At 70.4% G+C, this 13,453-nt stretch carries 10 protein-coding genes; 8 read left to right on the top strand and 2 right to left on the bottom strand.

Going from position 1 to position 13,453, the window contains the following annotated elements:
- Positions 1–650: 650 nt before the first annotated feature.
- From FZ103_RS01760 to FZ103_RS01745, 4 genes are all read left to right on the top strand, one after another.
- The gene (locus FZ103_RS01760; protein WP_186355656.1) at positions 651–4,346 is read left to right on the top strand and encodes a multifunctional oxoglutarate decarboxylase/oxoglutarate dehydrogenase thiamine pyrophosphate-binding subunit/dihydrolipoyllysine-residue succinyltransferase subunit; all 3,696 of its coding nucleotides are present in this window, start codon (positions 651–653) and stop codon (positions 4,344–4,346) included.
- 19 nt (positions 4,347–4,365) lie between these two features.
- Complete coding sequence (locus FZ103_RS01755; protein ID WP_155998216.1) at positions 4,366–4,542, top strand: DUF6104 family protein; 177 nt, start codon at positions 4,366–4,368, stop codon at positions 4,540–4,542.
- A 232-nt stretch (positions 4,543–4,774) separates the two neighbouring features.
- Positions 4,775–5,632 carry a DUF4097 family beta strand repeat-containing protein gene (locus tag FZ103_RS01750; protein ID WP_155998215.1) on the top strand — a complete coding sequence of 286 codons (858 nt, stop codon included), beginning with the start codon at positions 4,775–4,777 and terminating at the stop codon, positions 5,630–5,632.
- The gene (locus tag FZ103_RS01745) at positions 5,629–6,711 is read left to right on the top strand and encodes a PadR family transcriptional regulator (protein WP_155998214.1); all 1,083 of its coding nucleotides are present in this window, start codon (positions 5,629–5,631) and stop codon (positions 6,709–6,711) included. Before FZ103_RS01750 ends, FZ103_RS01745 begins: the two co-directional genes overlap by 4 nt.
- Positions 6,712–7,317: 606 nt before the next feature.
- On the opposite strand, the gene FZ103_RS01740 is transcribed toward FZ103_RS01745, so the two are convergent.
- A complete protein-coding gene (locus FZ103_RS01740) occupies positions 7,318–8,286 on the bottom strand; it encodes a zinc-binding dehydrogenase (RefSeq protein ID WP_155998213.1) in 969 nt (322 codons plus the stop codon).
- Positions 8,287–8,391: 105 nt separating this feature from the next.
- On the opposite strand from FZ103_RS01740, the gene FZ103_RS01735 reads away from it, so the two are divergent.
- Together FZ103_RS01735 and FZ103_RS01730 are read left to right on the top strand one after the other, a co-directional pair.
- On the top strand, positions 8,392–9,570 hold the full coding sequence (locus FZ103_RS01735) for a helix-turn-helix transcriptional regulator (protein ID WP_343233330.1): 1,179 nt from the start codon (positions 8,392–8,394) through the stop codon (positions 9,568–9,570).
- Between the two features lie 12 nt (positions 9,571–9,582).
- Positions 9,583–9,783, top strand: coding sequence for a DUF397 domain-containing protein (locus FZ103_RS01730; protein ID WP_155998211.1), 201 nt, complete (start codon positions 9,583–9,585; stop codon positions 9,781–9,783).
- 71 nt (positions 9,784–9,854) lie between these two features.
- Here FZ103_RS01730 and FZ103_RS01725 read toward each other — a convergent pair whose 3' ends face one another.
- Complete coding sequence (locus FZ103_RS01725; protein ID WP_155998210.1) at positions 9,855–11,036, bottom strand: NADP-dependent malic enzyme; 1,182 nt, start codon at positions 11,034–11,036, stop codon at positions 9,855–9,857.
- 394 nt (positions 11,037–11,430) lie between these two features.
- Between FZ103_RS01725 and FZ103_RS01720 the strand changes: the two genes are divergently transcribed.
- Both FZ103_RS01720 and FZ103_RS01715 read left to right on the top strand, forming a co-directional pair.
- Positions 11,431–12,390, top strand: coding sequence for an ABC transporter substrate-binding protein (locus tag FZ103_RS01720; protein WP_343233329.1), 960 nt, complete (start codon positions 11,431–11,433; stop codon positions 12,388–12,390).
- A 17-nt stretch (positions 12,391–12,407) separates the two neighbouring features.
- Complete coding sequence (locus FZ103_RS01715) at positions 12,408–13,394, top strand: amino acid ABC transporter permease (RefSeq protein ID WP_343233328.1); 987 nt, start codon at positions 12,408–12,410, stop codon at positions 13,392–13,394.
- The last annotated feature ends 59 nt before the right edge of the window (positions 13,395–13,453 follow it).

Genomic DNA, 13,453 nt, shown 5'->3' with positions numbered 1-13,453 from the left:
TAGGGGCGGTGGCGGGTGACGGGTGGGATTCGCGCAACCCAGCCCCATTGCCGCAACCTCCTGTGGTGACCGACTTCTTAAACAGGGCCGGACCCCGCGGCACGGCCGGGCGCACAGTACCGTGCGCGGCCCGGACCTGCTCCCTCGCCCGGCGAAACCCCCGTGTTTCGCCGGGTTCGGAACCAGCCGTCCTGTCCGGACCGCGCACACTACGTGAGACGCCGGGCCCTGGATTCCGGTTCCGGGCAATTCCACGGGCGCGCCGGGATTGGGGCCGCCCGCCGGCGGGCATGGTGAGCAGCGCGCGGACCACCACCCCGGTCCGCAGTCCGCTCGGCCCGTTCGCTGCGCACACCCGCCGCTCCCCCGCCGTCGCCCCGGCGCTTACGCGGCGCGGCAAGAGCGCGAAACCCCAGGTCGGGTCAAGCGGATCCCACGGCGTTGTGAATACTTGTTAGCAATCTCCCAGTCCGTTACCGGACTCGGGTCCCCATCGGCGTGCCTGGCCAAGTAGCCTGTTACCCGAGATTGCTGACCGGGCGTGCGCCCTGGCGGCCCCCGGGCCGCCTCGCTTCGAGCCCGCCCCGAGGAGCGGCCATCTCGCCAAACATTCATTCACAAGCGAGCTGCGGAAGAGGGCGATCTCCGCCGTGTCGTCTGAGGCGTCTCAACCCCTGACAGATTTCGGCCCGAACGAGTGGCTGGTCGAGGAGCTCTACCAGAAGTACCTCAACGACCCGAACTCGGTTGACAAGGCATGGTGGAACTTCTTCGCCGACTACAAGTCCGGCGTCCCCCAGGCCAACGGCGCGGGCAAGGGTGCCGCGGCCACGGGCTCCAAGCCCGCCGCCGAAGCCGCGGAAACCACGAAGAGCGGCACGTCCGCCGAGCCCGAGCGCGCCGCGTCCGCCCCCGGTGGCAACGGGAAGAGCAAGGCCGAGTCCAAGCCGGACGCCGAGGGCGAGAAGCCCGTCGACGAGTCACTCAAGGTCAACGAGGAGCGGCTGCGCGGCGGAGCCGCGCGCACGGCCGCCAACATGGAGTCCAGCCTGACGCTGCCCACGGCCACGAGCGTGCGGGCGGTTCCGGTCAAGCTGCTGTTCGACAACCGCATCGTGATCAACAACCACCTGCGGCGCGGACGCGGCGGCAAGGTGTCCTTCACCCACATCATCGGCTACGCCATGGTGAAGGCCCTGGAGTCCATGCCGGAGATGAACCACTCCTACACCGAGGTCGACGGCAAGCCCGGCGTGGTCAAGCCCGAGCACGTCAACTTCGGGCTCGCCATCGACCTGCAGAAGTCCGACGGCACGCGGCAGCTGGTGGTGCCCAGCATCAAGGCCGCCGAGACCATGGACTTCAAGGAGTTCTGGAACGCCTACGAGGACCTGATCCGCAAGGCCCGCAACAACAAGCTGGGCGTGCCCGACTTCCAGGGCACCACGATCAGCCTCACCAACCCCGGCGGCATCGGCACCGTGCACTCGGTGCCCCGCCTCATGCCCGGCCAGGGCACCATCCTGGGCGTGGGGGCCATGGAGTACCCCGCGGAGTTCCAGGGGGCGGCGCCCGAGACGCTGAACAACCTGGCGGTCAGCAAGGTCATGACGCTGACGTCGACCTACGACCACCGCATCATCCAGGGCGCCCAGTCCGGCGAGTTCCTGCGCCGCATCCACCAGCTGCTGCTGGGCGAGGACGGCTTCTACGACGAGATCTTCCGCTCGCTGCGGCTGCCCTATGAGCCGGTGCGCTGGACCCAGGACATCTCGGCCGGCGAGAACCAGCTCGACAAGACCAGCCGAGTGCAGGAGCTGATCCACGCCTACCGGGTCCGCGGCCACCTGATGGCCGACACCGACCCGCTGGAGTACCACCAGCGCCGCCACCCCGACCTGGACATCCTGCAGCACGGGCTGACGCTGTGGGACCTGGAGCGCGAGTTCCCCACCGGCGGGTTCGGCGGCAAGCAGGTCATGAAGCTGCGCGACGTGCTGGGTGTGCTGCGCGACACCTACTGCCGCACGGTCGGCATCGAGTACATGCACATCCAGGATCCCGAGGAACGCGAGTGGATCCAGGCGCACGTCGAGCGCGAGCACGAGAAGGTCAGCCGCGACGAGCAGTTGCACATCCTGCGCCGGCTGAACAACGCCGAGGCCTTCGAGACCTTCCTGCAGACCAAGTACGTCGGCCAGAAGCGGTTCTCGCTGGAGGGCGGCGAGTCGCTGATCCCGCTGATGGACGGGGTGATCTCGCGCGCGGCCAAGGCCGAGCTGGACGAGGTCGTCATCGGCATGGCCCACCGCGGCCGGCTCAACGTGCTGGCCAACATCTGCGGCAAGTCCTACGGCCAGATCTTCGGCGAGTTCGAGGGCAATCTCGACCCGCGCAGCGCCCACGGCTCCGGTGATGTCAAGTACCACCTGGGCACCGAGGGCACCTTCGAGACGCCTGAGGGCGACAAGATCGCGATCTCGCTGGCGGCCAACCCGAGCCACCTGGAGACCGTGAACCCGGTCGCCGAGGGCATCGTCCGCGCCAAGCAGGACAAGCTGGACAAGGGCCCCCACGGGTTCACCGTGCTGCCGCTGCTGGTGCACGGCGACGCCGCCTTCGCCGGGCAGGGCGTGGTGGCCGAGACCCTGAACCTGTCGCAGCTGCGCGGCTACCGCACCGGCGGCACCGTGCACGTCATCGTCAACAACCAGGTCGGGTTCACCACTTCGCCCGCCGACAGCCGCTCCAGCGTCTACGCCACCGATGTGGCGCGCATGGTGCAGGCGCCGATCTTCCACGTCAACGGCGACGACCCCGAGGCGGTCGTGCGCGTGGCGCAGCTGGCCTTCGAGTACCGCCAGCAGTTCAACAAGGACGTCGTCATCGACCTCGTCTGCTACCGGCGCCGCGGCCACAACGAGACCGACAACCCGGCCTTCACCCAGCCGCTGATGTACGACGTGATCGACGCCAAGCGTTCCACGCGCAAGCTCTACACCGAGGCGCTGATCGGGCGCGGCGACATCACGATCGAAGAGGCCGAGCAGGCGCTGCGCGATTACCAGGAGCAGCTGGAACGGGCCTTCACCGAGACCCGCGAGGCCGGTCGCAAGCCGATCGAGCCGGGGGCGGTGATCAAGCCCGAGGTCTTCGACGAGGGCCGCATCGACCACGCCTCGGTGAACACCGCGATCACCGGGGAGGTCGTCAAGGAGGTCGTCGACACCCAGGTGAACCTGCCGGAGGGTTTCACGCCGCACCCGCGGCTCAAGCCGCAGCTGCAGCGCCGCGCCCAGATGGTCGAGGACGACGCGCTGGACTGGGCCACCGGCGAGATGCTGGCGTTCGGCTCGCTGCTGATGGAGGAGCACCCGGTGCGCCTCGTCGGCCAGGACACCCGGCGCGGCACCTTCGGCCAGCGGCACTCGGCCCTGGTCGACCGCTACACCGGCCAGGTGCACACGCCGCTGAAGAAGTTCGACAAGGGCACCTCGAAGTTCTACGTGCACGACTCGCTGCTCAGCGAGTACGCGGCGCTGGGCTTCGAGTACGGCTACTCGGTGGTGCGCCCCGAGGCGCTGGTGGCCTGGGAGGCCCAGTTCGGCGACTTCGTCAACGGCGCCCAGACGATCATCGACGAGTACATCAGCGCCAGTGAGCAGAAGTGGGGCCAGCGCTCCAGCGTGGTGCTGCTGCTGCCGCACGGCTACGAGGGCCAGGGGCCCGACCACTCCTCGGCGCGCATCGAGCGGTTCCTGCAGCTGTGCGCTCAGGAGAACATGACCGTGGCGCTGCCCACCACGCCGGCCAACTACTTCCACCTGCTGCGCTGGCAGGTGAAGTCGCAGTACCGCCGTCCGCTGGTGGTGTTCACGACCAAGGTGATGCTGCGGATGAAGGCGGCCACCTCGCCCGCGGCCGACTTCACCTCGGGCGCGTTCCAGCCGATCATCCCCGACACCTCGGGGCTCGACCCGAAGAACGTGCGGCGCGTGGTGCTGTGCTCGGGCAAGGTCTACTACGAGCTGGACGCCGCGCGGCAGCGCACCGGCGACACCAGCACGGCGCTGGTGCGGGTCGAGCGGCTCTACCCGCTGCCGATCGAGGAGATCCGCCAACTGCTTTCGGGCTACCCCAACGCCGGCGAGGTGCTGTGGGTGCAGGAGGAGCCGGCGAACATGGGGCCGTGGCCGTTCGTGGCACTGGTGTTCTCCGAGCAGCTCGACCGCCCCTTCACCCGGGTCTCGCGCCCGGCGAGCTCCGCCCCCGCGGCGGGCTCGGGCAAGCGGCACGAGGTCGAGCAGCAGGCGCTCATCAACACGGTGTTCCCGCCGGCCGACTAGGTTCTACGAGGAGAGCGCGGTGTACTTCACCGATCGCGGCATCGAGGAGCTGGAGCAGCGCCGCGGCGAGGAGGAGGTCTCCTTGGCGTGGGTGGCCGAGCAGCTCCGCACGTTCACCGACCTCCACCCGGAGTTCGAGACGCCGGTCGAACGCCTGGCGACGTGGCTGGCTCGGCTCGACGACGAGGACGAGTGAGCGGCCGGCGATCCGACCGGTAGCGGCGATGCGCGAGCGGGGCATCGGGCCGAGCGGCCCGGTGCCCCGCTGTTTCGCGCCGCGACGGCCCTGACACGCGTCCGGAGCCGTCCCGGACGCTTCCCCGAGCCGTCCCCGGCCTTCTCCCGGGTATCTCGCGACATATCTTGAAGTGCCGATCGACGCGACATATCGTGAATCGCATCAGCAGTTCGAGCCGAAGGGTTTCGCGATGGCGCGTTGGACCATCGACCAGCCGACGACACGCACTCTGGACGGGATCGTGGCACTGCGCGTCCGGATCATCGGCGGTCACGTCAACATCCTGCCCACCGACGACCCGGTGACCTTCGAGGTCTCCGACGTCTCCGGTGAGCCCGTGCTGGTCACCCAGGAGGCCGGCATCCTGACCATCACCTACGAAGACCTCACCGGAAGCGGGCTGCTCGACCGGCTGCGCCCGGTGCAGCTGTCCGGCTACCGCAGCATGGGCCGGCGCTCGGCCACCGTCAGCCTGCGGGTACCGCGCGACTGCCCCGTCGAGGTCACGGTGCTCTCGGCGCCGGTGGTCGTCGCCGGGCTGAGCGCCAAGACGCAGCTGCGCACCGCCTCGGGCGACATCACACTGGACGGCCTGACCGGCGAATGCGACGTCAACACCGTCTCGGGCAACGTCTCGGCCCGTGATCTGCAGGGCAGCCTGCGGTTCAACACCGTCAGCGGCCAGGTCGCGATCGCCGGGGGCCGGCTCCACGACCTCACCGGCAAGAGCGCCTCGGGCCAGTTCCTCGGCGACCTGGACGTCGCACCTTCCGGGCGGATCCGCATGGGGTCCGTCTCCGGCGAGATCGCGCTGCGGGTGCCCGCCGAGACCTCGGCCTCCGTCGAGCTGCGCTCGGCGACCGGCCGACTCGATTCCGACTTCGGCCTGGAACGCCGCGACCAGCGCGCACGCGGCAGCCTGACCGGCAAGATCGGCAGCGGCGTCGACCCGGCCGGAATCACCGCGACCACCGTTTCGGGCGCCGTCTCGCTGCTGCGCCGCGAGCCCGACGCCCCCGCCGCGATCCCGAGGGGGACCCAAGCATGAGCACCATATTCGGCCACGGACGCCTGCGGCTGTACCTGCTGAAGCTGCTGGACGAGAGCCCGCGCCACGGCTACGAGATCATCAGCCTGCTGCGCGACCGCTTCCTGGGCGTGTACTCCCCCTCGCCCGGCACCATCTACCCGCGCCTGGCCCGCCTGGAGGAGGAGGGCCTGGTCACCCATGAGGAGGTCGACGGCCGCAAGGTCTACCGCCTCACCGATCGGGGGCGCGAGGAGCTGCGCAACCGCAGCTCCGACCTCGACGATCTGGAGCGCGAGATCACCGAGTCCGTGCGCGACGTCGCCGAGGCGGTCCGCGAGGACGTGCGCCACACGATCAGCTCGCTGCGCGAGGAGCTGAAGTTCGGCGGCGCCGGCCGCAGGACCCGCGGCGATGAGGCCGGAGCGGGCGCCCGCGAGGGCGGGGACGCATCCGGTGCCGAGCGCGACGGCGGCGCGCGGGAGCGCCCTCGTGGCGAAGGGGCCTCCCGGGGCGGGCCGCGGTGGGCGCGCGACTGGGAACGGTTCACCCAGGGGTTCGGCGCCTGGGGCAAGCACGCGGGCGGCGACAAGTCGGAGTTCGACCAGGCGCTGCGCGACTTCACCGAGCGGGTTCGCGGCGTGGTGCGCGAGGCCGGGCACGTCGGCGAGTCGGCGGCGCACGACCTGCGCCGGATCCTCGACGACACCTTCGAGACCATCCGCCGGGACATGAGCGGGTGGGGCCCCCGCGACACGGAGGAGGAGCCGGAGGAGGACCGCCGCGACCGGGGCGCCGGCGCCGAGGGCGACCGCGGCGATCGTCCGGGCGCCGCCGGGGACTCCCCTGGCGGCACCGCGGGCGGCACCGGCACGGGGACCGGGGCCGGTGCAGGTTCGCAGGCGAGCGGCCCGGAGGGGTCGGGCGAAGGGTCCGGCGACTCGTGGAGCCACGCGGTCGACGACCCGACCCGCGGCCCCGGCGGCCGACCGGACCAGCCTGACCGGCCGGAGGACACCGCCGGCTCCGGCGACCCGTGGAGTACCGCGGTCAACGACGACGAGGAGTCCGACGGGAGGAGGGGCGGCCCCGCCACCTGACCGCCGGCGCGGAAGGCGACGTGCCAGGAGGAACCCCCGGAGACCACGAACAACCCGCCACCACCGAAGAGGAGTCCAACGAGAAGCGGAGCGGCCCCGCCACCAGACCGCCAACGTCGAAGGCGACGTGCGAGAAGGAACCCCCGGAGACCACGAACAACCCGCCACCACCGAAGAGGAGTCCAACGAGAAGCGGAGCGGCCCCGCCACCAGACCGCCAACGTCGAAGGCGACGTGCCAGGAGGAACCCCCGGAGACCACGAACAACCCGCCACCACCGAGGCTGCGGCAATGGGGCCGTGGTGCGCGAAGCGCCGATGCCAGCTTGCCGCCGAGCGCACGCCGCACCCCTTCGGTGGGGCCCGCCACCGTGGCCGGGCTCCGACTTGGAAGGTACACGGTGCGCTCGGCGGCAAGAAAACCGTGACGCGAAGCGTCTCCGCTGGGGTGGTGATGGGCTGACGGGCGGGCGGACCGCGCTTCGCGGTCCGCACCCATTGCCGCAACCCCGCGGTGACCGCCCCGGGCGGTTCCCGGAGGGTTCCTCGCCGGTTCCTGCGCGTCCGGTACGCGCAGGAACCGCAAGCGGGCCCCGAAACCCGCTGCTCAGACCTGGAAGACGATCTTGCCGAACTGCTCGCCCTCGGCCATGGCCGCGAAGCCCTCCTCGGCGCGGGCCAGGGGCAGGACGCGGTCGATCTCGGGGCGCACCCCGGTGCGGGCGCAGAACTCGGCCAGGCGCCGCAGCTCGTCCCTGCTGCCCATGGTGGAACCCACGACCGACAGCTGCAGGAAGAACACCCGGTTCAGCTCGGCCGCAGGCGCGTCGCCGCTGGTCGCCCCGCAGGTGATGATCCGGCCGCCGGGGCGCAGGGAGCGCAGCGAGTGGCCCCAGGTGGCCTCGCCCACCGAGTCGAAGACGGCGTCGACCTTCTCCGGCAGCCGGTCTCCCGGTTCGACGGCGCCGTAGGCTCCCAGCCGCATCGCCCGCTCCCGCTTGCCCGCGTCGCGGCTGGTGGCGTAGACGCGGTGGCCCACGGCCGCGGCCATGCGGATGATCGCGCTGCTCACCCCGCCGCCGGCGCCCTGGACGAGAACGGCCGAGCCCGGCTCCAGCCCGGCGCGGGCGAAGAGCATCCGATAGGCGGTCAGCCACGCGGTGGGCAGGCAGGCGGCCTCCTCGAAGGACAGCTCGGCCGGCTTGGAGACGAGGTTGCGCCGGGGCACCGCGACCTTCTCGGCCAGCGTTCCGGGGTGGACCTCCGAGAGGAGGGAGCGGCGGGGGTCGCGGGTCTCGTCGCCGCCGCCGGCGTCGGGGTCGCCGATGACGGCGTGCACGATGACCTCGTTGCCCTCCTCGTCAAGGCCCGCGGCGTCGCAGCCGAGCACCATCGGCAGCCGCTCCTCGGGCAGGCCCACGCCCCGCAGGCTCCACAGGTCGTGGTGGTTGAGCGCGGCGGCTTTGACCTGGACGGTCGTCCATCCCTCGGGCGGCGCGGGGTCGGGCCGCTCGCCCGCCTCCAGCCCGGAAAGGGGGTTCTTCTTGTCGATACGCGCTGCGGTGATAGCGAACATGTCCCGACCCTAACCACCGGGCGCCCCGCTGTGCGGGCGCGGGCCCGCGGGCGGCCGGGGCGCGGCGGGAAGTCTTCGATCAGCCGGGCCGCCGACGGGTTCAGGATGGCCCTAGAATTGTGTGCGGGGACATTCTCGCGGAAAGCCGGGGAGAACGGAGAGCACTGCCGTGAACGCGGACGCGCGGTACCGGCAATGGGCGTGCTCCGGCGCCGCGCCGCCGCGGGTAAAGGAGCGCGCGAATCCGGTGCCGATACCGGCGTATTTCCGGTGCTCCGGCATCGAGTAACCTTCCCGTGCCGCGCGGAATGGCCCCGCCTCGCCGTCTGTGAAAACCACGCGCCCCCGGCCGCACTCCGGCCTTCCCCCGAACAGGAGGCACAGCCCGTGGCCGCTGCCAACAACCCGACGGCCCGCCGGCGCCGCCTCGGTGTCGAATTGCGCCGATTGCGGGAAATCGCCGGAATGACCGGTGAGGAGGCCGCCGACCGCATGTCGTGGTCGGGGAGCAAACTCTCCCGCATCGAGCGCGGACAGGTCGCCACCAACTCCGACGACGTGCGCGACCTGCTGGAGCTGTACGAGGTCACCGACCCCGACCTGCGCCAGTCGCTGATCATGCTCGCCCGCGAGTCGCGGCGCCGCGGGTGGTGGCACGTCTACGGCGACGTGATGCCCGAGCGCTTCGACGTCTACCTCGGACTGGAACCCGAGGCGAGCACGCTGCGCTTCTTCCAGGCCGAGATCGTGCCGGGGCTGTTCCAGACGGCGGAGTACGCGCGGGCGCTGATGCGGGCGCATCCCTCGCCGGTGACCGAGGACGAGATCGAGCGCCGCACCGAACTGCGCATACGCCGCCAAGAGGTCGTATTCAACGACTCCCCGCCACATATCTGGGCACTGCTGGACGAATCAATCCTGTACCGCCCGGTAGGCGGGCCGGCGGTCATGGCCGGCCAAATGCGCCGGTTGCTCGACATACATGAGAAATCGCATGTGACTTTGCAGGTTCTGCCGTTCGCGGCCGGCGCCCATTCGGGGCTCAACGGATCCTTCGACATCCTCGAGTTTCCCGAATCCGACATCCACGCGCCCCGCCTCGTGCACGTGGAGAATCTGACCAGCAGCCTGTACATCGAGAAAGCCAAGGAAGTGGCCTTCTACACGGTCGCTTTCGAACACCTGCGCACCGCGGCCCTGCACCCCGAAAGGACGCGGGAGGTCCTCAGCGAGGCGGAGCAGCGCCTGCGGAGCGAGGAGGAGGGGGAAACCGATGAGTCATGAAGGGAGCGCGGCATGGCCGCGAAGGATCCGCTGGGCGTGCGATGGCGCACGAGCACCTACAGCGGAACAGGGGGAGGCCAGTGCGTCCAGGTGATGCGGTGGGCCAGGGCCGTACGGGTCCGCGACTCCACGGTGCCTGAGGGCACGGTCCTGCGGTTTCCCGCGGGCGCGTGGGCGGCGTTCGTCGTCGCCGCCGTGGGGCGCTGCCTCTGAGACAGGGGGGCGGTCGATCCGGGGCGAGGGTGACCTGCGCCCCGGATCGACTACGCAGAATGACGATCCGACTACGCTCGGGCGACGCCGTCGCGGCGGGCCTGCGCGGCCACGGCTTCGGCGACGGCGGGAACCACACGCGAGTCGAAGGTGCTGGGGATGATGTAGTCGGCGCTGAGGTCGTTGCCGACCAGGTCGGCGATCGCGTCCGCGGCGGCCAGCTTCATCCCCTCGGTGATGTCGCGGGCGCGCGCGTCGAGCGCACCGCGGAACACCCCGGGGAACGCCAGCACGTTGTTGATCTGGTTGGGGAAGTCGCTGCGCCCGGTCGCGACGACGGCGGCATGGGCGCGGGCCACGTCGGGGTGGACCTCGGGGGTGGGGTTGGCCATGGCGAAGATGATCGCCTCGGGCGCCATGGAGGCCACGACCGACTCGGGGATCTCACCCGCCGACAGCCCGATGAACACGTCCGCGTCCTTGAGCGCGCCCTCGATCGAGCCCTGGATCCCCGCACGGTTGCTGATCTCGGCGACCTCGGCCTTGATCGGGGTCAGCCCCTCGCGGCCGGCGTAGATCATGCCCTTGCTGTCGGCCACGGCGATGTCGCCGATCCCGCCCTCGACCAGCATCTTGGTCACCGCGACCCCGGCCGCGCCGGCGCCGGAGACCACCACCCGCAGATCGCCCAGCGAGCGGCCGGTCAGCCGGGCCGCGTTGCGCAGGGCCGCGACGGTCACGATCGCCGTTCCGTGCTGGTCGTCGTGGAAGACGGGGATGTCCAGCCGCTCGCGCAGCCGGCGCTCGATGTCGAAGCAGCGCGGAGCCGAGATGTCCTCCAGGTTGACCCCGCCGAACGACGGCGCCAGGCGCTCGACGGTCTCGACGATGTCGTCGACGCCGTCGCAGGACAGGGCGAGCGGCACCGCGTCGACCCCGGCGAACTTGCGGAAGAGCAGCGCCTTGCCCTCCATGACCGGCAGCGACGCCTGCGGGCCGATGTCGCCGAGCCCGAGCACCGCCGAGCCGTCGGTGACCACGGCGACGACCGAGCTCTTCCAGGTGTAGGTGTCGACGAGCTCCGGGGAGTCGGCGATCGCGGTGCACACGCGCGCGACACCGGGTGTGTAGGCCAGGGCCAGCCCCTCGTGGTCGGCGACCTCGACGGTGCCCTCGACACTCAGCTTGCCGCCGCGGTGAAGTTCGAACGCCGGATCGTCGTCGAGCCGGGAATGGGAATCAGTGGTCGACATGTCTGTGCAAAACCCCTCAATTGAATGCGAACGCGCCCGCGTGGGCAGGGTCCGGGCGCGGCTTCGTTGTCGCCTGCGATGGGCGGAGCGGCGCGCGGAGAGGCAGGGGTGCTCGGGATGCTAGGCGGACTCCCTCGGCCACATCGCCGGCTGTGCCGACGGGATGGGGAATCGGTCTCCGCGGCTCGGTGCGAGCCCGGCGCCGCAGTGGTTCGGGGTTCACCCGTTACCCAATCATCTCATAACGGTGACCCCAAGAACATGCCCCGCCGCCGACCATGAAACATTCACGTTCGCACGAACGTTTATGCTGCACGTTCGGGCTATCCGCCAACAGCGTGACGACGCGAACGCCGACCACCAGACGCCGTTCGCCCCGGAGAAGGAGAGACACGTGGCCGTGCTGAAGCACCTGACCGCGCCGGCTGCCCGTATCGGCCGCCTCCCCTGCTATGCCGGCGCCCTCGCCGCAGCGCTCGCGCTGTCGGCCTGCGGCGGCGGTGGTGGCGGCGGCGAAGGCGGTTCCGCCAACGGCGGCGTCGACACCACGTCCACGCCGTCGGTCCAGGCCGATCCCCAGCTCGCCGAGATGGTCCCCCAGGACATCCGCGACCAGGGCTTCGTCAAGATCGGGACCGACTCCACCTATCCCCCCGCCGAGTTCCTGGCCCCCGACGGCGAGACCGTGGTCGGCTTCGACGTGGAGCTGTTCAACGCCGTGGCCGCCAAGCTGGACCTTGAGACCCGCTGGCAGAGCTCCACGTTCGGCACCATCGTCGAGGGCGTCGACACCGGCAAGTACGACGTGGGGGTCTCCTCGTTCACCATCAACGAGGAGCGCATGCAGCAGGTGAACATGGTGAGCTACTACACCGTGGGCACCCAGTGGTTCACCGCCAAGGGCAACCCGGCCGGCGTCGACCCCGACAACGCATGCGGCAAGAACATCGCGGTCCAGGCCAACACGATCCAGGTCGAGGACATCGAGGCCCGCAGCCAGGAGTGCGTCGACAACGGCGAGAAGAAGATCAACATCAGCAAGTACAAGGGGCAGAACCAGGCCACCGAGTCGATCATCTCCGGGCGCAACGACGCCGGCCTCGCCGACATGCCGGTCGCCGTCTACGCCGTCGAGCAGACCGAGGGCAAGCTGGAGACGCTCGGCGAGCAGTACGAGGCCGCACCCTACGGCGCCATCACCGCCAAGGACGACACCGAGCTCGCCGAGGCCGTCTCCGCCGGGTACCAGAGCATCATGGACGACGGGACCTACACCGAGATCCTGGCCAAGTGGGAGCTGGACAAGCAGGGCACCCTGGACACCTCCGAGGTCAATCCGTCCGTCGAGGGCTAGAAGGCACCAGAAGGCACGTGAGTACGACTCCCGACGACCCCCGGCCGGCGCACGGACCCGCGGCGCCGGCCGGGCAGTCCCCGCCCGAACCCGTCAAGGCCATCCCCGTCCGCCACCCCGGGCGCTGGGTCGCAGCGGGCTTCCTGCTGCTGTTCGCCGCGATGTTCGTGCACATGCTCGTCACGAACCCGGCGTTCGACTGGCCGTTCCTGTTCGAGCAGATGTTCTCCGCACCGGTACTCATCGGTGTGCGCACGACGATCATCCTGGCGGCGGTGTCGCTGGCGCTGGGCATCGCGATCGGCATCGTCGTGGCCGTCATGCGGCTGTCGGACAACCCGGTGCTGGTCTCCGTGGCCTGGCTCTACACCTGGTTCTTCCGCGCCGTCCCGCGCATCGTGCTGTGCGTGCTGTTCGGCAACGTGGCCATCCTGTACCAGACGCTTGAGCTCGGGATCCCCTTCGACAACTACTGGCTGCCGCTTCTGGGCTTCGAGGACGGCGCCCGCTTCTACTCCGTGCCGATGGAGACCCTGCTCAGCCCGTTCGTCGCGGCCGTCATCGCGCTGTCGCTGTCCCAGGGCGCCTACATGGCCGAGATCGTGCGGGCCGGCCTGCTCTCGGTCGACAAGGGCCAGACCGAGGCCGCGCAGGCGCTGGGCATGAACCAGGGGCTGGTGCTGCGGCGCATCACCCTGCCCCAGGCGCTGCGGGTGATCATCCCGCCGACCGGCAACGAGGCCACGGCGATCATGAAGGACACCTCCCTGGTGTCGGCCATCCCGCTGACCACCGAGCTGTTCTTCCAGCTGCAGCAGATCGGCGCCCGCACCTTCAACCTGTTCCCCATGCTGGTGGCGGCCTGCCTGTGGTACCTGGCGATCACCAGCGTGATGATGGCGGGCCAGTACTACCTGGAGCAGGCGTTCAGCCGCTCCGACCGGAGCGCGCGCGGCGCGGGCGGAGCCGGGCGGGGCGCCGCACCGAGTGTTCAGAGCGAGTAGGACGGCGAGTTGACCCAGAACACCGCTGAGGCCGGTGTGGTGACCGGCCCCGGAGACGA

Source organism: Streptomonospora sp. PA3 (genome assembly GCF_009728995.1).
Classification (GTDB): Bacteria; Actinomycetota; Actinomycetes; order Streptosporangiales; family Streptosporangiaceae; genus Streptomonospora.
The sequence above is the reverse complement of the archived record's forward strand: the minus strand, read 5'-3'. Positions and strand labels throughout refer to the sequence as shown.

What these genes read in the sequence shown, in the direction of transcription:
- FZ103_RS01750 (WP_155998215.1), top strand. Translation starts at nt 4,775, where the DNA reads ATGGCGCGTTGGACCATCGACCAGCCGACGACACGCACTCTGGACGGG.
- FZ103_RS01745 (WP_155998214.1), top strand. Translation starts at nt 5,629, where the DNA reads ATGAGCACCATATTCGGCCACGGACGCCTGCGGCTGTACCTGCTGAAG.
- FZ103_RS01740 (WP_155998213.1), bottom strand. Translation starts at nt 8,286, where the DNA reads ATGTTCGCTATCACCGCAGCGCGTATCGACAAGAAGAACCCCCTTTCC.
- FZ103_RS01735 (WP_343233330.1), top strand. Translation starts at nt 8,392, where the DNA reads ATGGCCCTAGAATTGTGTGCGGGGACATTCTCGCGGAAAGCCGGGGAG.
- FZ103_RS01730 (WP_155998211.1), top strand. Translation starts at nt 9,583, where the DNA reads ATGGCCGCGAAGGATCCGCTGGGCGTGCGATGGCGCACGAGCACCTAC.
- FZ103_RS01725 (WP_155998210.1), bottom strand. Translation starts at nt 11,036, where the DNA reads ATGTCGACCACTGATTCCCATTCCCGGCTCGACGACGATCCGGCGTTC.